The sequence below is a fragment of the Profundicola chukchiensis genome (genome assembly GCF_029664245.1).
Lineage (GTDB): Bacteria > Bacteroidota > Bacteroidia > Flavobacteriales > Weeksellaceae > Profundicola > Profundicola chukchiensis.
In genome coordinates, this window is the sequence record NZ_JANAIE010000003.1 from 1 (window position 1) to 24,649 (window position 24,649).

The 24,649-nt window shown below is 31.4% G+C and carries 28 protein-coding genes and 1 pseudogene; 3 read left to right on the plus strand and 26 right to left on the minus strand.

Annotated elements, in window-relative coordinates; genetic code table 11:
• From NLM59_RS04345 to NLM59_RS04365, 5 genes and pseudogenes are all read right to left on the minus strand, one after another.
• Positions 1-997, minus strand: a pseudogene (locus NLM59_RS04345) (hypothetical protein); the annotation flags it as partial.
• Between the two features lie 282 nt (positions 998-1,279).
• Positions 1,280-1,807 carry a hypothetical protein gene (locus NLM59_RS04350; protein ID WP_304416529.1) on the minus strand — a complete coding sequence of 176 codons (528 nt, stop codon included), beginning with the start codon at positions 1,805-1,807 and terminating at the stop codon, positions 1,280-1,282.
• Positions 1,791-4,268: an RHS repeat domain-containing protein gene (locus tag NLM59_RS04355; protein ID WP_304416530.1), complete on the minus strand. Its 2,478-nt coding sequence runs from the start codon at positions 4,266-4,268 to the stop codon at positions 1,791-1,793. The genes NLM59_RS04350 and NLM59_RS04355 overlap by 17 nt, the downstream gene beginning before the upstream one ends.
• A 169-nt stretch (positions 4,269-4,437) precedes the next feature.
• Entirely contained in the window at positions 4,438-5,001 is a 564-nt protein-coding gene (locus tag NLM59_RS04360; RefSeq protein WP_304416531.1) for a hypothetical protein, read from the minus strand.
• Positions 5,001-6,041, minus strand: a complete 1,041-nt coding sequence (locus tag NLM59_RS04365; protein WP_304416532.1) for an RHS repeat-associated core domain-containing protein — start codon at positions 6,039-6,041, stop codon at positions 5,001-5,003. Before NLM59_RS04365 ends, NLM59_RS04360 begins: the two co-directional genes overlap by 1 nt.
• Before the next feature lie 68 nt (positions 6,042-6,109).
• On the opposite strand from NLM59_RS04365, the gene NLM59_RS04370 reads away from it, so the two are divergent.
• On the plus strand, positions 6,110-6,409 hold the full coding sequence (locus NLM59_RS04370) for an XRE family transcriptional regulator (protein WP_304416533.1): 300 nt from the start codon (positions 6,110-6,112) through the stop codon (positions 6,407-6,409).
• A 36-nt stretch (positions 6,410-6,445) separates the two neighbouring features.
• Here the strand turns inward: NLM59_RS04370 and NLM59_RS04375 are convergent, their stop codons facing one another.
• The 4 genes from NLM59_RS04375 to NLM59_RS04390 form a co-directional block, all read right to left on the minus strand.
• On the minus strand, positions 6,446-6,937 hold the full coding sequence (locus NLM59_RS04375) for a hypothetical protein (protein ID WP_304416534.1): 492 nt from the start codon (positions 6,935-6,937) through the stop codon (positions 6,446-6,448).
• 12 nt (positions 6,938-6,949) lie between these two features.
• Positions 6,950-7,984 carry an RHS repeat-associated core domain-containing protein gene (locus NLM59_RS04380; RefSeq protein WP_304416535.1) on the minus strand — a complete coding sequence of 345 codons (1,035 nt, stop codon included), beginning with the start codon at positions 7,982-7,984 and terminating at the stop codon, positions 6,950-6,952.
• A 67-nt stretch (positions 7,985-8,051) separates the two neighbouring features.
• Positions 8,052-8,594 (minus strand): hypothetical protein, encoded by a 543-nt coding sequence (locus NLM59_RS04385; protein WP_304416536.1) that lies wholly within the window; start codon positions 8,592-8,594, stop codon positions 8,052-8,054.
• Positions 8,563-9,588, minus strand: a complete 1,026-nt coding sequence (locus NLM59_RS04390) for an RHS repeat-associated core domain-containing protein (RefSeq protein WP_304416537.1) — start codon at positions 9,586-9,588, stop codon at positions 8,563-8,565. The genes NLM59_RS04385 and NLM59_RS04390 overlap by 32 nt, the downstream gene beginning before the upstream one ends.
• Before the next feature lie 261 nt (positions 9,589-9,849).
• Here NLM59_RS04390 and NLM59_RS04395 point away from each other — a divergent pair, with 261 nt between their 5' ends.
• Entirely contained in the window at positions 9,850-9,978 is a 129-nt protein-coding gene (locus tag NLM59_RS04395) for an FKBP-type peptidyl-prolyl cis-trans isomerase (protein ID WP_369426764.1), read from the plus strand.
• Between the two features lie 165 nt (positions 9,979-10,143).
• Here the strand turns inward: NLM59_RS04395 and NLM59_RS04400 are convergent, their stop codons facing one another.
• The 14 genes from NLM59_RS04400 to NLM59_RS04465 all read right to left on the minus strand — a co-directional run bounded on the left by NLM59_RS04400 (position 10,144) and on the right by NLM59_RS04465 (position 20,489).
• Positions 10,144-10,626, minus strand: coding sequence for a hypothetical protein (locus NLM59_RS04400; RefSeq protein WP_304416538.1), 483 nt, complete (start codon positions 10,624-10,626; stop codon positions 10,144-10,146).
• 180 nt (positions 10,627-10,806) lie between these two features.
• Positions 10,807-11,430: a hypothetical protein gene (locus NLM59_RS04405; protein WP_304416539.1), complete on the minus strand. Its 624-nt coding sequence runs from the start codon at positions 11,428-11,430 to the stop codon at positions 10,807-10,809.
• A gap of 1,421 nt (positions 11,431-12,851) precedes the next feature.
• Complete coding sequence (locus tag NLM59_RS04410) at positions 12,852-13,106, minus strand: hypothetical protein (RefSeq protein WP_304416540.1); 255 nt, start codon at positions 13,104-13,106, stop codon at positions 12,852-12,854.
• 755 nt (positions 13,107-13,861) lie between these two features.
• Complete coding sequence (locus tag NLM59_RS04415) at positions 13,862-14,350, minus strand: hypothetical protein (protein ID WP_304416541.1); 489 nt, start codon at positions 14,348-14,350, stop codon at positions 13,862-13,864.
• Positions 14,351-14,434: 84 nt separating this feature from the next.
• Positions 14,435-14,746 carry a hypothetical protein gene (locus tag NLM59_RS04420; RefSeq protein ID WP_304416542.1) on the minus strand — a complete coding sequence of 104 codons (312 nt, stop codon included), beginning with the start codon at positions 14,744-14,746 and terminating at the stop codon, positions 14,435-14,437.
• A gap of 548 nt (positions 14,747-15,294) precedes the next feature.
• Positions 15,295-15,648, minus strand: coding sequence for a hypothetical protein (locus NLM59_RS04425; protein ID WP_304416543.1), 354 nt, complete (start codon positions 15,646-15,648; stop codon positions 15,295-15,297).
• 2 nt (positions 15,649-15,650) lie between these two features.
• A complete protein-coding gene (locus NLM59_RS04430; protein ID WP_304416544.1) occupies positions 15,651-16,124 on the minus strand; it encodes an RHS repeat-associated core domain-containing protein in 474 nt (157 codons plus the stop codon).
• A gap of 2 nt (positions 16,125-16,126) precedes the next feature.
• The gene (locus NLM59_RS04435; protein ID WP_304416545.1) at positions 16,127-16,357 is read right to left on the minus strand and encodes a hypothetical protein; all 231 of its coding nucleotides are present in this window, start codon (positions 16,355-16,357) and stop codon (positions 16,127-16,129) included.
• Positions 16,358-16,936: 579 nt separating this feature from the next.
• Positions 16,937-17,359, minus strand: a complete 423-nt coding sequence (locus tag NLM59_RS04440) for a hypothetical protein (protein WP_304416546.1) — start codon at positions 17,357-17,359, stop codon at positions 16,937-16,939.
• Positions 17,313-18,050: an RHS repeat-associated core domain-containing protein gene (locus tag NLM59_RS04445; protein WP_304416547.1), complete on the minus strand. Its 738-nt coding sequence runs from the start codon at positions 18,048-18,050 to the stop codon at positions 17,313-17,315. Before NLM59_RS04445 ends, NLM59_RS04440 begins: the two co-directional genes overlap by 47 nt.
• 253 nt (positions 18,051-18,303) lie before the next feature.
• Complete coding sequence (locus NLM59_RS04450; protein ID WP_304416548.1) at positions 18,304-18,735, minus strand: hypothetical protein; 432 nt, start codon at positions 18,733-18,735, stop codon at positions 18,304-18,306.
• Positions 18,736-18,838: 103 nt separating this feature from the next.
• On the minus strand, positions 18,839-19,294 hold the full coding sequence (locus NLM59_RS04455; RefSeq protein WP_304416549.1) for an RHS repeat-associated core domain-containing protein: 456 nt from the start codon (positions 19,292-19,294) through the stop codon (positions 18,839-18,841).
• 48 nt (positions 19,295-19,342) lie between these two features.
• Positions 19,343-19,888, minus strand: coding sequence for a hypothetical protein (locus NLM59_RS04460; RefSeq protein ID WP_304416550.1), 546 nt, complete (start codon positions 19,886-19,888; stop codon positions 19,343-19,345).
• Entirely contained in the window at positions 19,881-20,489 is a 609-nt protein-coding gene (locus NLM59_RS04465; RefSeq protein WP_304416551.1) for a hypothetical protein, read from the minus strand. Before NLM59_RS04465 ends, NLM59_RS04460 begins: the two co-directional genes overlap by 8 nt.
• A 616-nt stretch (positions 20,490-21,105) precedes the next feature.
• Between NLM59_RS04465 and NLM59_RS04470 the strand changes: the two genes are divergently transcribed.
• Positions 21,106-22,428 carry a PhoH family protein gene (locus NLM59_RS04470; protein WP_304416552.1) on the plus strand — a complete coding sequence of 441 codons (1,323 nt, stop codon included), beginning with the start codon at positions 21,106-21,108 and terminating at the stop codon, positions 22,426-22,428.
• Between the two features lie 56 nt (positions 22,429-22,484).
• Here the strand turns inward: NLM59_RS04470 and NLM59_RS04475 are convergent, their stop codons facing one another.
• The 3 genes from NLM59_RS04475 to NLM59_RS04485 are packed head-to-tail and all read right to left on the minus strand — an operon-like array spanning position 22,485 to position 24,564.
• Positions 22,485-23,045, minus strand: coding sequence for a 5-formyltetrahydrofolate cyclo-ligase (locus tag NLM59_RS04475; RefSeq protein WP_304416553.1), 561 nt, complete (start codon positions 23,043-23,045; stop codon positions 22,485-22,487).
• 1 nt (position 23,046) lies between these two features.
• Positions 23,047-23,277, minus strand: a complete 231-nt coding sequence (locus NLM59_RS04480; protein WP_304416554.1) for a ferredoxin — start codon at positions 23,275-23,277, stop codon at positions 23,047-23,049.
• A 33-nt stretch (positions 23,278-23,310) separates the two neighbouring features.
• Entirely contained in the window at positions 23,311-24,564 is a 1,254-nt protein-coding gene (locus NLM59_RS04485) for a peptidase U32 family protein (protein WP_304416555.1), read from the minus strand.
• Between the last annotated feature and the right edge of the window lie 85 nt (positions 24,565-24,649).

Genomic DNA, 24,649 nt, shown 5'->3' on the forward strand with positions numbered 1-24,649 from the left:
ATTTATTATCGTTAGCGGTCCGCCAAAAAGTTTGTGATATATTGCCGTTGTAGAGTTTTTCTACATCAGCAGGTTGATTAGCACCAGCAGTCAGTTGGTTGTAGTTTATCTTAAATGCAAATAAATCTTGGGGTTGACTTGTGGGGTTTAAATTATCAATATCGTTAATATCAGTCATCCAACCACGTATATTGTATTTGTAGTCTATGATTTGTAATGGATTCGAAAACGTATTACTTCCGCCAACCTTCTTTGTTTTTAATTGTCCTAAATCATCATATTCATGAACAGCCAAGGATTGTACCGATTCGTTATTCACTTGAAAAGTTTGTTTGATTAATCGCTCAGCGTGATCATAGCTAAATTCACTCTGAGTTGTGAGTATTGGGTCGGCATTAGTTCGGTTGTGGGTAGTCTTAGTCTTCAAAACTTTTCCTCTAAAATCAAATTCGTTGTTCACTATCGTTCTACCTTGTAAATGATTGATTTTGTAAGTCTGTATTGGTCCTGATTTAGCGTCATAATAAGTAAAAGTTTTTTCCCATAAATTTCCGCCCAATACTCTTACGAAACTTGCAGTGGGTAAATTTTTGGTGGTTATATAGTGGGTACTGCTATTGGGAGTTGCTGATATTACTTGTTCACCAAACACGGAACTAGGAGTAGTTATTGCACCTGTAAAATTATAATCATCATAATAGTTTACGCTTAAAATCTCACTTTCAGCATTATTTTGCGGAAAACCTCCATCTTTTGAATAGTTAACAGTTATCCCATTTAAGGAAAAATTATTACCTCTATTTTCATTATTGCTACCCATTACATTAACTAAGTTTTGAACCTGAGTTCGACTCCCATTATTTTTATACCTATACGGATTACGTTCCACCGTTTCAATTTCTCTAGCATCGCCTATGGGGCGGTAGTCGCGCGCTGGTGTGTTGTAGCTGCCGTGTTGTAGGCCGAGCGTAATATTTAGAAATGGGTTATTATGCATTTATCTTGTTCACTGCGAGCTGGAAAAGCATGTTAATTGAATATCTAAGATAATTAATTCATTTGGATTTTGTGGGTCTGCGTTCTAAGAAAGTCTAAAATTTCAGAGACCTGTGCAGAGCAAAGTCGAAGCATGATCGGTGAAATTATTCATCCTGTCAAATAAGACTTGAGACGATTGTGTAGAAACATTTTGCCATAATGTGTTTTTAAATATTTTTCTCGTTTGGTGGCATCTTGTTGGTTCAAACATCCTTCAGAATATACTAATTTTAAGCTCATTTTAAATATTAAGTTTTATTTTAAATAACCAATCTTCTTCAACCCAACCATTTGGAATCCAAACAAAATACTTAGCGGAAATAATTATTATTAATATTAATAATATCAAAATAAATGGTTCTAAAAGAATGAAAAATATTTGATATATAGTATTGAAAAATTTATTTAAATGTTCATAATTATTGATTAATTCAGCGATTTTATATGAATCTATTTTTTCATCTATGAATTTATCCATTGGCTTGAATAATTTTAAACTTATAAGTCCTACAGCTATAGCAATCATCCAACTTAGTGCCCATGTTGATTTTTGATTATATATATTAGTATCTCTAAAAAAAGCAATACCATCTAGAATCCACCCAAAATAAAAAATGGGAATACAAGCCACCAATAATAGCATACTAAAAATATGACTATCAAGTATTTCCTTTGTTTTTTGCAAAGGATTATAATCGGTTCTACTAAACATATAAATTTGATAAACGTGATGCCAAAACAACTTTTTCATATCAATAAAATCCTTCATACATTTCTATCATCACGCCTCCGTCACTAGTTACACTAGCATCATCTAAAGATTGATCCAAATAATCCCCTATACCTTTTGCCTCTCCTTTCATAAAATAACTAACTCCCATTGTAATTAAGTCTGCGCCGAAATATATACCCGAAATAGTATTTCCTGCTATTGGAACAGCATTAATACCTATCATTGTAGCTGTCAAAACGTGAGAAGCTCTTATTTCTCCACTTAATGCAACATCAGCAGCAACTAAAACCCTTGTGGTTCTACCTGCAAGTTTTCCTCCTTTCTCTATTTTTTTTAATGATTTCGAATTTACATTAATTCCTGGTCCTAATTTTGTCCTTAGCGTTATGGTCTTATCTCCATATTTTTCACCATACTTAAATCTATCTTTTAGTACACCTCCTGATAAGCCACCTACACTTTCAGCAACATCTAATACAATTCCTAATCCTGCCTTTTTATTATTGGATTTACCATGAGCAACCACATCGGAAAGAATAACCACATCTAACTCAAATCCTGCTGCATTTAATGCTGCTTCCGCACCTTCATTAAAATCAGAGCTGCCATCATAATTTTTAAAATAATTCATGACAATTTCGTGTTCGCCAGGCTTGGTTGTTTTAATACCATTTTTACTTATTTCATATAAGCCTGTAGCATCACTCCAAAATAATGGATTATTAAATGCGAATCTATAAGGCGTCCAACTCATACTAACTTCCGCCAACACATCTGGATTCAAAAACCTACCTAAAGCATTATCATATTGCCTAAAATCCATGGCGGTTACATTTAACCCCAACTCATCCTGCCACTCTTTGCCGTTGTATTTATACTGATACGGATTATTATTCACCATGACAACGTCTCTGCCTTCGCCCAAAGGACGAATATCTCGCGCCGGGGTGTTGTATCTGCCGTGTTTTAAACCAAAGGGGTAATAATTGTTTTCTTCTAAGATTTTTATTCCACTTATTCCACTAGATAAAGGATCGGTTGTGTAACTTAAGCGGATATTGCCGAGGTGATCCGTGTAGTTATAAACGTAATCAAACCATTTTCTATTTGTTCCGTCTGTCTTTCGCACATAGCCTTCTGAGGTTGGGAAAAACTGCAACTCCTCGTCGATGTACTGAAATGAATCCAAATATTCAGTTTTGCTTATGTCACTACCGTTTGTCACTGTTTTTTCTATTTTCGTACCTAGTGCATTATAAATATAGGCTATTTTCTGATGGTTAGAAAATTTAATTTCTGTTGGCAGGTTTAAATGGTTATATTTAATTTCTGTAATCCCTTTGTTTTTATCCTCTTTCATATTAGCATTGGGATCATAAATATATTCCGTAGATAGATTAACGCCATCATTAAAACCTTTTGTAGAGGCAACTCCATCCGATACTTTTCGTAATTTATTTGAGTTCGGAAAATAAGTATAGCTAAGGTCATCCATATTGGGTATGGCTGGTACTGTCCCATAATCTTCCGGAACTCCCCACCTTTGTAAGCTCAAGATATTACCATTTTTGTCATAAGACAAGGACTCATTAAAATTATTACTATAAGTGGTTCCTTTTCTATAATAGGCAGTATTTAAACGATTTAAAGCATCATATGAATAGGCATATCCTCGTAATTTATTATCGTTAGCGGTTCGCCAAAAAGTTTGTGATATATTGCCGTTGTAGAGTTTTTCTACATCAGCAGGTTGATTAGCACCAGCAGTCAGTTGGTTGTAGTTTATCTTAAATGCAAATAAATCTTGGGGTTGACTTGTGGGGTTTAAATTATCAATATCGTTAATATCAGTCATCCAACCACGTATATTGTATTTGTAGTCTATGATTTGTAATGGATTCGAAAACGTATTACTTCCACCAACCTTCTTTGTTTTTAATTGTCCTAAATCATCATATTCATGAACAGCCAAGGATTGTACCGATTCGTTATTCACTTGAAAAGTTTGTTTGATTAATCGCTCAGCGTGATCATAGCTAAATTCACTCTGAGTTGTGAGTATTGGGTCGGCATTAGTTCGGTTGTGGGTAGTCTTTGTCTTCAAAACTTTTCCTCTAAAATCAAATTCGTTGTTCACTATCGTTTTACCTTGTAAATGATTGATTTTGTATGTCTGTATAGGTCGTGATTTAGCATCATAAAAAGTAAAAGCTTTTTCCCATAAATTCCCGCCTAATACTCTTACGAAACTTGCAGTGGGTAAATTTTTGGTGGTGACATAGTGGGTACTGCTATTGGGAGTTGCTGATATTACTTGTTCACCAAACACGGAACTAGGAGTAGTTATTGCTCCTGGAAAATTATAATCATCATAATAGTTTACGCTTAAAATCTCACTTTCAGCATTATTTTGCGGAAAACCTCCATCTTTTGAATAGTTAACAGTTATCCGATTTAAGGAAAAATTATTACCTCTATTTTCATTATTGCTACCCATTCCATTTACTAAGTTTTGAACCTGAGTTCGACTCCCATTATTTTTATACAAACCTGTGTACGCAACTCTTCCAAACTTATCATATTTGGTAAATAACCAAACTTTTTGAGTTAAATTGAATGGATTAATAGTTGCATTTGTACTTCTCCTGTTACCAACAATCTATTACTTAATTTTTCTTTTGTAGAAACTTATACTCCCACAGCTCAAATTCATCATCTGTCTCGACTGGCTTATTATTTATTACTGGAAATTCTTCGAAATCGTATTGATTTATTGTTAGTGAGTCCAGGTTTATAATCGCAGTTGAGGTCATATTACCGTGAATAAATTTATAACGATTTTTTTTACTTATATCTTTTAATAGTCTCGCATTACCCGATAACACATTCTTAAATATAAACTCAAAATAATTGTAATTCTCCGGTAAACTTTCGAAAGAATCTACATCCCAATTTTTGTAAGTAACTATCTCATTACTATCAACTTTCATATCAAACGAATATGGAAAATAATTCTTATAATTATAAATAATTCCATTAACCTTATTATATCTATTATTGGGTATTTTATTAAAAATGGAAATATCTATAAATTTATGGGAGCCATTTAATTTGTCCTGCATTTTCTTTAGATGAAAACTTTTTTCTAATCCCAATGCATTTAACTTATTGTAATAAACCTTATTACAACTTGAAAAAGAAAGTATTAATATTATTATAATTAATCTCATCACTTCTTTTTACTATTTATTATTTCATTATAAATTAACGCAGCCCGAGGACTTAGCTTATAGTTTTGAGCTCCTGTTATGGGATTTAAAGTTGATTTCATCAAAACTCTTGACTTTTCATTTACTGTGCCGTTTAAATTTCTCTGGTAGTGAGTTCTTAATGGTAAATTATTCTCGCTACGAATTGCATTTTCAACAACAGTTCCGAAAACCTCTTTTTTCGATTGCTGAAGTATAATTTCTTTTTGAGTTCTTGGATTAATCCAATTATAACTGAACCATTCTGAATTCAAAGTTTTATCATTATATAATTGTTCAGAAAGAGAGTGTCCTAATTCATGCCCAAGAGTCGTGTAAAAATTATCCGAAACCTTTATTTGACTTCCATTGGAAAGCACGAAATTTACATTTTGATTAAAATCTGTATATATCTTCCTTCCATTAGCGGTTGTTTTGTTCCCACCCTCATTAGAAGTGTTACTTATAATATCTACATCAATATCATCATTTGCAAAAATATTCAAAAATGCTTGTCCAAATCCACAATCATGACATGCAATATCATTTAATGAACTTTGTATTTGTGCTACATAACTTCCATCATTTGCAATATACTCTTTATCATATTTTCCCGATTCATTATTTAAAGAGTATAACTTACCATTTTCATATTTATACCTGTCATTACCATCATTGATCCATATATAATCACCATTCACATCAATGAATTTCACTGGATTATTTGCAGTATACTGGTAAGGATTGATATCAGAATAAATTTCTGACATTCTATCCATTGAAAAATATCTCCCCAAACTTGCATCATAATTCCTTGCGCCGTAATCATACCAATCTAAACCTAACTCATCTTGGTATTCTTTTGCGTTGTATTTGTACTTATACGGATTACGATTCACCATTTCAATTTCTCTAGCATCGCCTATGGAGCGATAGTCGCGCGCTGGTGTGTTGTAGCTGCCGTGTTGTAGGCCGAAGGGATAGTAATTGTTTTTATTATAATGTAAACTTGAATTTCTCAATCAATGGATATTGGGTTCTATAAAGATAGTTTTTTTAATGAATAAATTTAAATAATGTTCATTTTGGCTTGACCCAAAACGAACCAACTGCGAAGCAAATTGATACCTACCATTCTATTACTGGTAAGTACAAGCGTGATGAAGTAAAACCGACTATTGATGTGGCTAAGCGATTAGTCAATGTACTGGAAACTACCGTAGGTTATCTGCTTGTCGAGACTGAAAAAGTTGACCTTTTTAAAGGCCCTGTTATGCTTCAAAGGTTGGTAAAGCTGGATAAAATGGAAAGCACAGAAAAAAGCCATATCCTACACGTACTGGACGGCTTCATTAAATCTGTTAAACTTAAAAATATTGCTGCTCTATAAAACTCAAACGCCAAGCTGGAAGCCTGGCGTTTTTGGTTAGTAATCTTTAATATACTCTATTTGATATAGTCTATTTTTATTCCTATCTAATATATTAAATCTATCATAAAAATTATAAGTCTTATTTCCTGCTGATTTTGTTTTTATAAAAACTCCCGAAAAAGAAAGGTTCTTCTCATTATTAAGAATGTTTTCCAAATCATAAAAATTTTTATCTTCCTTTTTAACTCTTTCGGAAAACCCTTGTATAACTAAGGTAATATGAGTTTTATCTCTTTCATCAAGTTCTTCAATACCAATCCATTTTTGATAATGATAATTTTCTGCTTTACTACAATTAGGATAATTTTGAATTTCAGTATAATCAATACGGTTACTGCTAACCTCATATACAGTAAGTTTATCTGGAAACGATACAACCTCTTGTATTTTAACCAAATCATATTCCTTTGGCAATAAACAATTTATATCATTAACGCAAGATACCAAAGAGATACAAATCAAAATAATTACTACTTTATTTTTCATAAAATTTAATTTTTAAAACTCTCCTGGCTTTTTTAGCCCTGGATTATCCGAAGTAAACACTTTTGGTTTTGTTAAGTTTATAGAGCCTTTACCATATCCATAAAAATTGTATGGTGTTGGACTTCCTCCTCTTCTTAATCTATCAGCTATAAATTGGTCAGCTCGATTAAAATCAAATCTATCAAAACCACCGCCATAACGCTCATAATTTTGTAAACTTATTGAACCATTTGCACTTTCAAGATTAACTCTTAAGGTTCCAAACACATTTCCTAAATTACTCTCTCCCGGATACCATAAAATATTTGAATTAAAAGGATGTGTATCTGCCATAAAGAAATTAACACTTAGACTATTAGTGCCTCGACTTGTAAAATCGTCAACAGATAAACGGCTACTTTTGAAGTTAATTTTACCTAAATCAACATACAAAGGCTCACCATTTCCATAATGATAATGGTCTATTGCTTCACCAAATGTAACATAGCCTTTCCAATCCATACGGCTACTTAATGTAGATTTATGCGAAAGTAATTTATCAAGACCTCCTTCATTTAATCCTTCCGCACCTAAACTATGACTCAAAGCCTCTTTATGAGACATACCTTGTGTAAAGTTTTCCTTATTCATTACGATAGCTTTACCTTGCAATCCTTTATCATCTGTCCCTAAAAAGTTTCCGTCCGTATCATAAATAGGATTGTCTAACATTCCTGTTGGATCTATTCTGTTAATAGGATTGTTGCTTACAAAATGGTATGGTGTCTTGTTCGGTTGAACTTCTGCTAGTGGATCCACATTCATCCATCTCCCCAAACTTGCATCATAATTCCTGGCACCGTAATCATACCAATCTAAACCTAACTCATCTTGGTATTCTTTTGCGTTGTATTTATACCTATACGGATTACGATCCACCGTTTCAACTTCTATAGCATCGCCTATGGGGCGGTAGTCGCGCGCTGGTGTGTTGTAGCTGCCGTGTTGTAGGCCGAAGGGATAGTAATTTTTTTGCTCATTCAGAAATTTATTTATTTTTAATGCCATATTTCTAGTGTTTTAGAATCATTAATTGGGCGTTTAACAATAAACAATTTACTGTCTTTTAAAACTTTTACTTAACACTATCGCAGACGCCTAAAAATTTTCCATTATTATCGAATTCAAAACATTCATGTAAAATTGGAATGTCTGTTTTTAAATTAATTACCTCTTTAGGTGGGTTGATACAAAGTACATTCAAATTTCTTTTAAAAAACATGTCGGATTTTTGTTCAAACAAATCAAAAATATATAACGAAATATAAAAGTCATTAACTTTTGTAATATTTGTATCTTCAATCAATTTGTATCTTGGAAGAATTGAAAGTAACTCGACTTTAATAATATCTTTCTCGGATGGATCTTGCATTATGTATACAGATAATGTTTTGGGCTTCCAATAAAGCGTGTCATTATAATTAATAAATCCTTTATTTAATTTTTCGGTAGCTGAAAAAATAATAGAATCAAGTTTTTCATTAACAATTTCAATACATTTATGTCTATTAGGTTCTTTCTCCCAATTAACACCTTTCTTTTCGCTACAATTCAAAAACAGAAAAAATATACATAAAAACAACATTTTATTTTCTCTTAAGAACACCTGTATCATCATAAATAATTTTTACGTTTATTCTAGGGACATATATTTCGGAAGTAGCTGGATATCTATCGCCTAATTGACTTCTTCGTTTTCCATGAATTTTAGTGTCTCCAGTAGTTGCATTAGGATTTGGTTTATCACTGTTATAGTAAGTTCCAGAAGGGGAATTATCTGAACCATCACTCCTACTAAAGTGACTATGAGATCGTCTAAAAATTTTAACATCAGGAATTTCAATAATTCCAGAAATTATACTAGCCCCTATTTTTTCCGAACCCTGATCATAACCATTCGTTCTATTAATTTTATTAATTGTGACAATAGAGCCTTGTGCAGACTCTGAGTCTATATTTCCTATTTCAACTAAACCAGCTTCACTACTTATTAAACTCTTTGCTGTAAACTCATAAAAACGGTTAGCTTCTTTCTTATCATTAAAAAAAAGTGAACTCCCTGATGCTCCTTTAACTCCAATACTTTTTTCATCCCAGGTTATTTTATTATCAATAGCACTTGCGGTAATCTCTATTGAATTAGTTTCATTAGCATTATAAATACGATGAACTCCATTTTCTTCATCAGAATTCGTGTTTCTTATTTTTTCAAGTGTACCATCTGCGTTTAATCTATAGTCATCTTCAAATAAACCTAATGGATCGCTGTATCTAATAGGATTATTAAATGCAAATCTATAAGGTGTATGCATTGGTGCTAATTCACTCAAATCATCTGGATTCAAAAACCTACCTAAAGCATTATCATATTGCCTAAAATCCATAGCGGTTACATTTAATCCCAACTCATCCTGCAATTCAGCACTGCGTGCGGTATCTTCTAAAATTGCAATGCAATTTTCTCGATAATCGTTATATTTATACCTATACGGATTACGATCCACTGTTTCAACTTCTCTAGCATCGCCTATGGGGCGCAAGTCGCGCGAAAGTTTGTTGTAGCTGCCGTGTTGTAGGCCGAGCGTAATATTTGGAAATGGATTACTATGCATTTATCTTATTCAATGCGAGCTGGTAAAGCTTTTTAATTGAATATCTAAGATAATTAATTCATTTGGATTCTGTGGGTCTTCTGTGTAACTTAATCTAACGTTACTAAATGATCCGTGAAATTATATACGTAAGTAAATTTATTTCTTGTAATTCTGGAATTTGGGCAAATGCAACATAACCCTCTCCCGATAACTATCGGAGTCGGATAGAACATTAAATTTTCATCTTTATACTGGAAACCATCTAAATATTCAGTTTCTGTGCCTACACCGTTAATGATGACGCTTTTCTTGATTGTTCCTCCTACTTTAGGATATGGATCACAAGGCGCTGGAGGTGTTGTTCCACCTAATGCTACATTACACTTTGTTTTGGAAGTTTTAAAATAATTTCCATTATTAAAGGAAACGTATCATAGTCAACAAAACAACAACAGCTACAATAAATATAATAGTTGCCATACCATTTTTAGATATATCTAGTAAACTGTTTTGAATTTGTAAAACTTCACATGTGCCCCAAAGACAGGATTTAAATTACACTCCCAAACTTAGTTAATAAATTACATAAAATGTGCAATAATTTAAAATCTCATTTGTCTCAATATTAAATTCAATTAGAATGTACTCACCTCCCTCTTTATTATAAACAAAACAACTAAATAAATAAGATAAATCACTTATGTAAATATCAGTAAAACTAATCTTCTTTAATTTATTTCCATAAATAAACCTATTTATAAAATTAAAATTCCTTTCTATTGATTTATATTTGTTAGGAAATTTTACCTTCTCCCATGATTGATTAGTTTTAAATTTATCATATTCAATATCACAATCCCAAAAATTCAAATATTCTTGATCAAAAAATAAGTTATGATGGTTGTTGGTCTCTAAAGTATATCGATGTTTAGGAGAATTTTTCGTTAAACTATCTAAAACTGTTTGAAAACCATGTTGAAAACGGTCGACATTCTCTTGTGAGTTTAAATCCCGTGCACATAAAATTATTAATATTATAATTAATAGATATTTCATTTCAAATTTAATTTTTAATTCATTTGGATTGCGTTGATCTTGATCTTCGGTGTAAGAAAGTCTGATGTTTCCAAGTCTAGCACTGAGCGTAGCCTAAGCATAATCTGTAAAGCTATATATGTAAGTGAATTGATTAACCCCTTGTAGTTCTTGGATTTTAGAGCAAATTAAAAATCCTATTTAATCCTTTTTTAAATATATCTCATTATTCCAAAGTAGCTCATTTTTATTTAAAATTCTTAGATATTCTCCTTCATAACGTTCGTACTCAAAATAGCAAATATCTAAATCGGGAATTTTTATAATAAAATAATTATCCTGTTTATCAACCTGTAATTCCGTGGTGCTTATAGCGCTAAATCCATTATAATCATCAATTAATTGTCTGTTTGGCTCATAAAACACCTCTACGGATATTGATTTTATTTTTACACCAAAATGAGGTTGTTTTAGTGTGATTAAATTAGTTTTAAATCTTCCACTAATTTCATTCCTAAAATCGTATTCACCATCATATTTTAAATGCAAACGATAGCTAACCTTATTCATAAACTTTTCAGGTATATTTGTTAAAATTTCAAACGACAAGCTATCATTATTTATACTTTTTGAAGCAACCTGTACATCTAGAATTGGGTATAGAATATTATCTGCTGTATTTAATTCAATAAACTTGTTTCCATGATTTTTCCAAGTTCCAAAACTAACTAATGGACAGTTTCTACTTTGAGTCTTTTGATGCCCATAGGTTGCACTATCATATAAAAAGAAATTTCCATTTTTTTCAAGATGAATATATCTCATTAAATTCTCTTTCTGATAGCTTCCAAATGTATAAGTTGAATTTGATGAAGCACACGAAGTAAGTAAAAACACGAGATAAACTCCTATAAATAACCTTATTAAAAATTTCAGAGTTATCATCTATTTTTTGTGTTTCAATTTTTCTTGCTTACCTATCTTCACTCCAACTATCAATTTTCGAAGATAAGGCGTTAATTCTTTCAGACAAGACGCTGGTGGCATTGTTTCAGCTACTGCTTCATTATATTTTGATATGGATCCATCTTTATCTCCACCCAAGTAAATCAAATATTTTCAACCAAACAAAAAAACTTAATAATACAAAACCAAAATTACCAATAATAAATATTAGCCTATAAGGGCCTGTTATAGTTTTGGGCGTATTTTTAAACATTATATTGCTTTTGCGTATAAACTCATCGTTATAAAATGCGTCTACCAATTTATTTAAAGGATTAAGTTTCGAAAAGCTGAGTGCTACTAGTATAATCACTATGATAAAGAAAAATTGCTTTACTTCATATTTGTCTGTTCCTATATATTCTCTTATATACTTGTTGAAGTCAAAGAATATCCACATGGGATATACCACGAATATGATGAGTAAATTGTTTAAGTGAGATTGAAGTAATTCTTTAGACCGTTCAAATGCCTCATCGTAACTAGTTCTTACATATTGTAATTGAAACAAGTTGTATATATGAAATAATACTATTTTCATATTATAAATTTAGTCCAGTATAAACCATCCCAACATCTTGTGCGTCTATTATAACACTTCCTGCATTTTCTTCTAAATAGCTATCTAATTAATCCCCAATACCTTTAATTTCTCCTGTATTTAAATAACTAACTCCATTCTCCATAGTGATTTTACCGCTAAAGTATTCAAACCAGAACCAATACAAAACAATAAACTGAAAAATTATAAATTCGACATAATTCCACCTATTTCTTACCTGAAAATCTTTAAAATAGACTCATAGAAAGCTGGTATTCCTTCATAAACTAAAAAATGAGTAAAATATTTTTGTCGCACAAAAAATATAAAAGATAAAATTATAAAACCAAACTTCGAAAACAATCCTTGAATTAATAGTTAATAATCCATTCCTTGTTTTTTGCTTATATCTCGGAATTTTTTAATGTCAATAAAAATAAAATAACTTAAAAAGACTGTTACTATTATAAATTCTAAAAAATAAAGCATTTTTAATTAAAAAGATCTATTATCCAATCCAAAATCGATTTTCCATTTATCAAATTATATAAAATGAAAACTTCTAAAATTATAAATGGTAAAAAAAGTCTTATTTTACCTCCTACACTCACTTTAGATTTACCGCTAAAGTATTCAAACCATAACCAATACAAAACAATAAACTGAAAAATTACAAATTCGACATAATTCCACATATTTCTTACCTGAAAATATTTAAAATAGACTCATACAAAGCTGGAATTCCTTCAAATATTACAAAATGGATAAAAGATTCTTGTTTTATAAAATATATAAAAGAAAGAATAATAAATACAGATTTACCAAATATCCCTTGCAAAAGAATTTGATAATCCATTCCTTGTTTTTTCTCCTCTCTTTGAAATCTTTTAATACCTAAATAGAGCCAATAACCAAATAAGGATGAAATTACTACAAATTCTAAAAAATAAAGCATATTTAATTAAAATGTTCAATTATCCAATCCAAAATCGATTTTCCATTTATCAAATTATATAAAATGAAAATTTCTAAAAGTACAAATGGAATAAAACTTCTAATTTTATTTCCAATATTCAATTTAGATTTACCGCTAAAATAAACTAACCAAAATAGATATATTACTATTACTTGAAGTATTATGTATTCTAAATAATTCCACATATTTTATTTTGTTATATATTCCTTTATTACTGGCGCTATAACGGCTTAGCAAACTGCTTGTGCTTTATTACCTTGGGTTGTCTGGATTATTACCCCTAAAGTTTTATTGATCATAGCAGAAGCTCCTTCTTTTTTCAAATCATTTTTCTGTCCAGTTTCTTGTGGGTAATAAAGTGAACCTAAAAAAACAACTTAAAGTCATGAATATTAAAAAAATTAAAAACACATATCTCATATTATTGTAATTGATTGTTAACTTCTGTGACGGTTTAAATAAATATTGGATTATTTCTTCTGTCAAAACCTTGAAGTTTAATATTTCTGTCTTTGAAACTGTAATGTATTAAACATTGTGTTTTTTGAAACTTTCCCAAAAATTCATTTCTTAAAAAATTTGCTATAGTCAAACTATCTTACTCACTTACAAATCCTTTACTCTCATAAAATTTATTATCCATACACAATCCTTTTCATTTTCATTATCTTCATTTGTGTAGGTTACGTTCCCATAGCAAGAGAAAATAGACAAGACTGTAAGTATATAAATTATTATTCGCTAATTTCTTTGTTTGACATATCCATTAAGATAAATATTAATATTCGATCGATTAATTCAGATTTTTCAAAAAACTCTATTTTAAAAGAAATTCCTAAAGTAAATATCTCTCTACTAATTTTACCTATTTTTTTCCCATTTAAAAGAATATAGGAATAGTGAGTTTGTATAGATATCCAATTAATTGTTAACTCTATCACATATTCACCATCCAAGAGACATTTATACTGAAAGGGGTTTTTTCTTATAACCGAAAAGTTTTGTAGATTATTTCTAACAATTTTTATCCACAGAAGAATTATTTCAAAATGAGTATATTCTAATAATAAATAATCCTGATTATCATAAATCGAAATATATTTCTTTATGAACCAACTAGATTTTCTTTTGAAGAAATAAATCTCTCTTTTTTTATTATCATAGAGAATTAGATTTTCAAGTCCTTTATTGTTAACAATATAATAAGTTAAATTATTCTTCATTCTTTTTAAACCCAAAACTTATTGATATATCTAAACCAAATATTAATTTAGCTCCAACTCATCTTGCAACTCTTGTCCTTGGAATTAATACTGATATTTAGTTCTCAAATCATACCCCGGTTTTGCGGTATCTTCGCTGATTGCTTTCATGGTTAATGAGCCTGGTGAATATTTTGAATGTTTCAGACCAAACGGACAAGTGAGATTTTGGAAATTGAGAATTTCCAAATCGAAACTTGAGCACGAGGTGTTGTTATTTTGCTCACTGTTTTTGTCTATTTTTAGGGTGTTTGCGAATCTCGCAAGCTCGACTTCATCCAATATATCCAAAGTACCAGTTTGATAATCTTTGGTGTAAGAAAAACGAAAATCATATTTCTGAAAATTTCTTTTCATTGGTTAAATGTAATATTTTTATATTGATTTTTTGTTTCAAAAGTTTAAAGACTTCTTTAATAAAATTGTACGGTGTTGTAAATGATGAGTTATTAGGAAAAAAAACTTCTAAAATTCATTTTCTTTTCAAGTCGTACCTAAAAATATAGATTGTATCAGATTCTTTTTCTAACTTGAATGATTCTTTTGTAATACCTTTCTCATATTTAACTATATATGATAGATAATATTCACTTTTTGGATTAACTCCTTCAACACTTATCGTTCTCCAATCAATTAAATCACGACTTCAATAATTACCGTAATCTTTGTTGATTTTTTCTAAAAAACTTAAATACTCTTCCTTAGTCGTATACTAGTAAAATTCATTTCTTAAAAAATTAGTAGTTTTATCATATTCTGAAGATTGAATTGATTGATAAAACAGAACTAACACTTTTTCGGCTTTTTCTTTTTCGCTTTGCTAATCTTTATATACTGTGTTAAAATTACAGCTACATATAACGAACATGATAAAGAAGCATATAATGTGAATAAAGTTTACTATTCTATCTTGCCTTAATTTTAAAAATAAATTTATATTCATTTGTTGCATCTTTTCTAAAAACTTGTGCTTGATAACTAAACATAGGTTTAAAAATAGAATCTCCTTTTTTTATAACATTTTTATCAGCATTTTTAACAAATCCAAAATCTTTATTAAATTTATCTGTGTTTTTGAACTTTAAAACAACTGAACTCTTATCCCTTGTCCCAATATGAATATCCTCAACTACGCCCGTTATATTTAAACTGTATACCATTTTATTTTGAAAATATGAATTCAATGAAAAATACAATACGCCAAATAAAAAGATAAAAATCACTACGCAATTCATAAATTTATTATGGTTCATTTTCATCTCTACGGTTTAATAGGATTAATAACTGGTTTTTGTATACTTTGCAAATAATTTGCGAATCTAAATCTACCTTCAAAACCTACTCCTAATCTAGTATTAGAATATCGAATTCCAGCACTTCCAGCATTTGCTCTCATTCCCCAAGTAGCCCCCATAGATGTGGTAATCCAACGATTTTGCCTACCATCAACCGTAAAATCATGGGAAGACGATGAGATATTAGGATATTTCTCGCCTAAGGGGTCAACATTCATCCACCTCCCCGAACTTGCATCATATTTTCTAGCACCGTAATCATACCAACCTAAGCCTAACTCATCTTGCCACTCCTTAGAATTGTATTTATACTTATACGGATTACGATCCACCGTTTCAATTTCTATAGCATCGCCTATGGAGCCGTAGTCGCGCGAAAGTTTGTTGTAGCTGCCGTGTTGTAGGCCGAAGGGATAGTAATTTTTTTGCTCATTTTCCATATTTATTTTTCTGATGGTATTCGCGAACCTCGTTTCTCCGTTTCATCTAAAATTACAATATTTCCTAAAATTTTTGGGTTTTCTGCATAGCTTAATCTTACGTTACCGAGAGGATTTGTGTAATTGAAGATATAAGAAAACTTGTTTACATCTTGCAACTCTGGAATTTGTGCATAGCTTACATATCCATTCCCAATAGCTATCGGGATGGGGAAGGAATTGTAAATCTCCATCTTTGTATTGAAAGCCGTCCATGTAATGGGTGGTGGTTTGGTTGGTATTGCTTGTTACTTGTTTTTCTATTTTTATGCCTGAGGCATTATAAAGGTATGAAATTTTATGGCCATTTTTCTTCTTTTTATATCTGACAAAATTATTATGTTTAGTTGACTATAATCTTGTGTGACTTTTTTGGGGTTAAGACACTATCAAAATAAACATTTTGTGGAGTATATAATATATAAAAATACCAGAAATCATACTTATTGGAAGTAATGAAAAAATTACAAAATTTGGTATTGTTTTATTTAGACCATTAACTGAATGCTTTTTCACTAATTGACTAATTGTGTTTTTGTTATAATATCTTCGAAAGGTAAAAAATAAGATAACTAGTCCATATAGTGCATATACTGTTTTTTTAATAAATTCATTATCCTTATTCAGTAGATGATGAAATACACCAAAAATAGAAGCTAATAAAAAGAAAAAAATGACAAACATAAACAAGCAACTGACAAATTTTGCGGGATAATTTTCTTCTCTTCTATATCTAATATATACTCTATAAAATATGTAGTCAAATAAACTCATCATCTCCATTCAACTAAAACACCATCATTTGCCCTTCCTTCTTGATCATCAATCCATTCATCCAAATGCTCTCCAATTGATTTATCCGAGACTAATTCTGTAACCAAATCTGCCCCAAAATAAACGCCACCTACTACCCATCCCCAAGGAGGAATAAAGGAAACTCCAGTAACAGCTCCTTCCAATAGATGAGAAGCTTTAATATTTTTTGTGTCAATTACATCATAAACTATCATTCCACTTGATAACACACCCAAACCAACTCCAGTTCCTGTAAATCCTTTTGGGATTAAGTTACGGTATAACTTGGCATTCTTGAAAGGAACTTTATAATTAAATGAATTTTTAATCCATTTCTTTGAATCCCAAACAATTTTACTTTTTTGTGAAGTAGAAAGGAGTTTCCAGTGATTCTGAGTCATAATCATATTCATTGTATGGATCATCGATAAAAGGTTGGAATTCTTCTGTATTTGGACAGGTTGGGCAATAAGCAAATTCAAAACTTTCGCTTTCAAATAATCCTGTAGGATCACTCCAATATACTGGGTTGTTAAATGCAAATCTATATGTAGTATGCATTGGTGCTAACTCACTCAAAGCATCTGGATTCAAAAACCTTCCTAAAGCATTATCATATTGCCTAAAATCCATGGCGGTTACATTTAATCCCAACTCATCTTGCCACTCCTTTGAATTGTATTTATACTTATACGGATTACGATCCACCGTTTCAACTTCTCTAGCATCGCCTATGGAGCGGTAGTCGCGCGCTGGTGTGTTGTAGCTGCCGTGTTCTAAACCAAATGGATAATAATAATGTTCTTGCAAAATTTTTAAACCGCCTGTTGACCTATCTTGGGTGTAAGACAAATATACCCAACGCGAAAGGCTGGCTCGTTCGCTAAAAATTTCCACTGGAATTTTTTTTAACGCTCCGCCGTCTAAATGGTCCGTGTAGTTATAAATGTAATCATACCTATATTTGGTTTTCCCGGGATTGCCATTGATGCGCACATAGCCTTCTGCATGTGGAAAGAATGACAAATCACAATTTACATACTGAAAGCCGTCTAAATAATGCGTTGTTTTAATATTTATACCGTTGGCCACCTTCTTTTCTACTTTTACGCCTGTCTCGAACCTTTGGGATAAAGATAGGAAAAAATCATCTTTTCTTTTTGGTAGTTAATATCATCCAAAATATTAAAACTTAAAAAGCTTTTGCGCATTAAAAAATCACTCTTTTGAGTGGATTATATTTTCATGCAATCATAAAATATATTGAAAATGAATTTGTTATCATTTGCTTTTTAAGGAATGTCCCAGTTTGGAAGATTACCGTAGTAAATAGAAGACACCCAACTTATTTGCTTTGAAGTTTAAACTTTCTATCATCAAAATATGCACCTCTTTCCTTCCCATCTTCTATGAACACATAAAAATTATTTCTATTTAAATTGTATGTAAAATAAATTTCATTTTCATTATTTAAAGTAAGTAAAGTATCTATAACTTGCCCTTTTTTATTGCATTCTATCAAATATTTTTTGTTATTAGAGATAAACTTAAAATCAAAATTTGTAACGGCTTTTATATGTACGCTATCTTCATCTATGTCATAAATTTTTACATTCAAATATGGTGTAAGATAACCTAATTGAATTAATTTTTTTTCAAAAATTAATTGATTTTTATTCCATACCGCATCATATGTGAAATCCTTTTTTGCTGAAGAACAGGAATAAAGAACATACGATAAAATAATTAGTATAAAATATATTAAAGGTTTTAGCATTTTTATTAATTACTTTTTTCTGTATTGAATTATTAATTGACGAAGAGCTGACCTTTTCTTTTTACTTGGTTTAGGGTTACTTATTGCCATATGACCTGGGGAACTAGAAGCTCCACTCCATTTCTTTTAAAATATCACTAATTTCTTCTTTACTCAAATCCCCAAAATCTAAGCTTAAATTGCCCTTCTCATTTACTTGAATATATTTCTCATTCTTATTTCTAACAAGTAAATTGATATCTCTTCTTGAATATTTATCAGTTCCAATATCCAAACTATCGCCATTTATATCTACAAAAAATACTGGGTTATTTTTGGTATAGTGATAAGGTGTATGACTATAGTATTTCTCACTAAACCTATCCATATTATGAAAACGCCCTAAAGCAGGATCGTAATTCCTTGCGCCGTAGTCATACCAATCTAACGCTAATTCATCTTGGTATTCTTTTGAATTGAATTTATACTTATACGGATTACGAACCACCGTTTCAACTTCTCTAGCATCGCCTATAGGGCGCAAGTCGCGCGCTGGTGTGTTGTAGCTGCTGTTTTTCATGCTTCTCTTAATCCCGAGAGGTAGAAAAGTAGGTAAAAACTTTATATTTCATATATCTTGTAACTCGGCACTAATAAATTCAACAAATTCTACCAGTTGTATCTTATTAAAATAAGTATATTGAGTAGTTTCAATTAGTTTATCTTTAGTTTCAAAAAAAATCTTATAATCATCTGAACTAATATTTATTAAATCAATATCTTTAAAATAAATCATTTTATCATTCGCATCAATTAATCCAATATTAGTTATCTTAGGTTCAAAAGACTCTTCAAATTTATCAGTATATAACTTATAGTTGTATGAATATCGTAATAAATTTGATTTTATAACATAAATTTCTTTACCATAGCTACCCCACAGGTATTTTCTAAGAAAGAAAAAACTAGTACCCCAAAAAATAGCAATCGTAATAATAAATGTTATGCGAATTGGAATATTGTATTTTATTCCTATGCCAAAAAAAACAATGGGTAAGAGGAAAGTTGCAATAATCAGTACGATAAGTATGAAAGACGCTATTTTTGATATTCTTTTTGAAGATATTAAAATAGTTATATCAGACTTATTTTTTTTATATGTGAAATTAGTCATAATACAAACTATTTACCTCTCTCCATTGATAATAAGCTTTTCTCTTCGCAGCTGCCGCATCAGAACGTGAACCACCAAAATTTTTCTTAGTAAAAATTCCTGTTGGCGTTTCACGATTAAACTGAATCCAAGGATTACAACTTACCTCTCCAACTCCTGGTTTAATGACAGGTGCATCTCCTATTCTAATTTTAGTTTTTGCTCCAAATGTTTTTATTCTAATGTTAGGACTTGGTAGGTGATTTAGCCGGTTTAAAGTCTGCGAAACAACTTCTGCAAAAAGAAATTCTGACCAACCACCTAAATCTAAGTCCCCAGATTGTGAGTTTTGTAAAAAATTAATAAATTTTTGCCTAGACCACTGTGAAGAATACCCTTGAACTATTTCACTAAATGTATATTCACTATTATCATCTAAAACTAATTTGGTTTTCCATGTTTCATTACAACCTTCAGAATCATAAATGTAACTCATACCTGGACTATCTGCACTCATTATATTTTCAGTAAATGATTCTAACATTTCATCTTTTGCAACAATAACGTCATTGCTGCCGTGTTGTAGGTCGAGCGTAATATTTGGAAATGGGTTATTATGCATTTATCTTATTCACTGTGAGCTGCTAAAGCATGTTAATTGAATATCTAAGATAATTAATTCATTTGGGTTAGAGAGCCTTTAGCCTAAATATTTAAACTCAACTTAAGAACAAATGCTTAGAGATTATGCATCAAAAAAATTCATCATCAGATGATTTGAAAAAAAGATCTAGATGATTAAAATGATTTATGCGCATCTTCAGTAAAAAAGCTCAAGAGGTTTTCATAAAAAGCTCAAAAGCTTTTTTCAAAAAGTACAAGAGGTTTTTTATAAAAGCTCAAGAGCTTTTTTCGACAAGTACAAGAACTTTCTGCTAAATCATCTGATTATATTAATATTCAACCCTTTACATTATTCCTTTTTTCTTTATAAATCTTCACCAACATCACCCAATTTACTTTCCTTTTCTAGCTTGTTATAAGTTTTATTTGAATAGTAGGAAAGCGCCTTGTCTCATTAGATAAGGCGCTATTTTTTGTTTGAAATTATTTAAGTTCTTGAAGACAAGAAACGTTAATTCTGCATTAAGATGGCCCATTGAATAGTATGTGTGTAATTTCTTTATTAACTTTAGTTGACAAAGTTTGAGAAGCCTTAACATCAAAATTTACACAGCATGAAAAAAATATTTGTATTAGATACTTCCGTTATATTATTCAACCACAATTCATTATTGAGCTTTGCAGAACATGATGTTGTGATTCCCATTACAGTGTTAGAGGAGCTAGACAACTTTAAAAAAGGGAATGAAACCAAAAACTTTGAAGCCAGAGAATTCATCAGGTTACTCGACAAAATCTCTATAGACAAAGACATCACCCAATGGATGGCCTTGCCTGGTGAAAACAAAGGGAATTTTAAAATTGTCTTAAATACCGACGGCCTTAAATCTAATGCCAATGAGCTCTTCAACAATATTAGCATGGATAATAAAATCATCAATGCTGCGCTAAAAATGAAGGAAGAAGAACCGAAAAAACCAGTTATTTTGGTTACCAAGGATATAAACTTAAGGTTGAAAGCCAAAGCTGTAGGTTTAAACGCTGAAGATTTCGAAACGGGAAAAGTACAAGACACAGAAAGCTTTTCAGCTGGAATTCAACATGTAGATAACTTTAATCAAGACATGATTGAACGCTTATATAATGAGCATCATGTTCCTTTAGAGGATGTAGAGGAATTTTTAGAGATAAAACCCAATCAATATTATATTTTAAAAGGTTCCAACTCATCGGTGTTGGCTTATTACAATCCTTTTGAAAAGCAATTAGAACAAGTCAGTAAACAAAGATGTTATGGTATTCAGCCACGTAACGCTGAGCAAACTTTTGCCATGCATGCGATATTAAATCCTAACATTAAATTGGTTGCCATTCACGGCGTAGCGGGAACCGGAAAGACACTCATTGCTCTAGCCGCCGCTTTAGAACAAAGAAGAAACTTCAAACAGATTTATTTAGCTCGACCGATTGTCCCGTTAAGCAATAAGGATATCGGCTATTTACCGGGTGATATTAAATCTAAAATTGATCCTTACATGCAGCCTCTTTGGGATAATTTAAAATTTATTCAATATCAATATAATGAAAGCGACCCTGAGTATAAGCATATTACTCAAATGCTAGAAAGTGAGAAATTAATGATTACGCCGCTGGCTTACATTCGCGGACGTAGTTTATCTGATGTGATTTTTATTGTGGATGAAGCGCAGAATCTAACGCCACACGAAATTAAAACCATCATTACAAGAGCGGGCGAAAACTCTAAATTTATTTTTACCGGTGACATTAAACAGATTGATACGCCTTATCTAGATGAGCTTTCGAATGGTTTATCTTATATGGTAGACAGAATTCAAGGAGAAGATATCTTCTCACATATTCAATTGGTAAAAGGTGAGCGTTCTGAATTGGCCAACCTTGCTAATGAGCGTTTATAATTTAAAAGTTTAAACCAATAAAAAACCGTCTCTGTGTGGGGAGACGGTTATATTTTTTATTTATCGAATTTGTAAATATCGTTTGGCGTAATCAGATAATCTAAGAGTACATCAAATTCTTCTCTGGGAATATCCTCTTTTACCGATTCAAAGAAGTTAACTCCAACAAATTTAGTTTTCTCATCTAATGATGATAAAAATCTATCGTAGAAACCTCCTCCATAACCGATTCTATTTCCTTTGGCATCCGAAATCAACATAGGTACGATTACCACATCAATCTTGTCTTGCGAAACTTCCTGATTACTTTCTGGCTCCATGATTCCCCAAGAATTTTCGACCAATTTAGTCTCATTCGTATATGGGCAACTTAACAATTGCTTACCATCCATTTTAGGAACTACAACATCCTTACCTTGTCTCAACAACTCATCTATAATGTATTGTGTATTTACCTCGTTAAACTTAGGCATACTTAAAAAAACATGGAATGTCTGATGCTGAATGAATTCAGAATTCAAAAAAATATCTGCAATTTTAAGACTCCACGCGTTAATTTCGGTGGTAGTAAATTGCTTTCTTTTGGCTAGGTACTCTTTACGAACATTCTTTTTCATTCTAACTTACTTTAACAGATATTATATGGACTGGACAAGCATCTGCCGCTTTTTCGCAGGCAGGAAGAATCTCCATGTTGGGATCCTTTAAGGTATGAAATCCTTTTTTATTAACCGATTTTAATAGGACGGACTTACCATCTTTTTTAGACATTCGGAATTGATTGGGAGCAAACTCTACGCAATAGTTACAGCCAATACATTTATCTCGTTGTAAAGTAATAATTACCATGAATTCAAGTTTCGTAAAACAAATTTAAAATGATTAATTAGCTGCTTCGTTGGCTACAACTTTGTATAATTTGTCCGATAAGCGAATTCTAAAATCAACAGGGAAAGTAATTACGTCACCTTTTTTAGCTCGCTCAACTTCTTGCTCATTTACCATAAATGACTTCATCTCAAACTCTTGTGAACCTGTAGTTGGCCCTTGAATTAAAACCGTATCTCCTGCTCTTAAATCAAATGCTTCTATCTGGAACTCAGCAATCTGAGCATTGGTATAGTAATGCTTACCTTTTCCGATATAAACTTTCTTCTGCGTCGCATTAGAACCTGGATCTTTAGACCATTCACCTAATTTCTGACCTAAATAATATCCACTCCAGAAGCCACGATTATATACCTTATCTAATTCACCCATCCATACATCAACTTTCTCTTGAGAGAATGTTCCATCATATAAAGAGTCAATCGCTTCGCGGTAAGTTCTAATAACTTTAGCCACGTATTCTGGTGATCTACCTCTACCTTCAATCTTAAGAACTTTAATACCCGCATCCTTAACTTTATCTAAGAATTCTAAAGTACAAAGATCTTTAGGCGACATCATGTATTCGTTGTCTAACTCAATCTCGAAACCAGACTCCTGATCGATTACGGTATATTTCTTTCTGCAGTTTTGCTTACAAGCTCCACGGTTGGCAGAAGAGTTATGTGAGTGTAAACTTAAATAACACTTACCAGAAACCGCCATACAAAGAGCTCCATGCCCGAAAATCTCGATTTCAACCAATCTCCCAGAAGGTCCTTTAATCTGCTCTTTCTCGATTTGCTCAACAATTTTCTTCACCTGAGTTAAACTTAACTCTCTAGAAAGAACAATCGTATCCGCAAACATGGCATAAAACTTAAGCGTTTCAATGTTGGTAACGTTGATTTGAGTAGAAATATGAATTTCCATTCCAACCTCTCTCGCATAAGCAATTACAGCCTGATCCATTGCAATAACAGCAGTTAAATCAGCTTCTTTTGCCTTATCGATTAAAGTTCTAATAATAGATAAATCATGATCGTAAATAATAGTGTTTAGCGTCAAATAAGTTCTAACACCTTTTTCTTTACAACGGCGACTGATTTCGGGCAGATCATCTAAGGTAAAATTAATCGATGCCCTTGCGCGCATATTTAATTGTTCTACCCCAAAATAGACAGAATCTGCTCCATTATCTATTGCTGCTTGCAAGGAAGTAAAGTTTCCTGCAGGCGCCATTAATTCTATCTTATTATCTTTGGTCATAGATTAGCTTTTAAGGATGCAAAATTACATATTTTTACTGACATACTTTTATAGCAATTATTTTAAGTAATATTCGTTACACAGA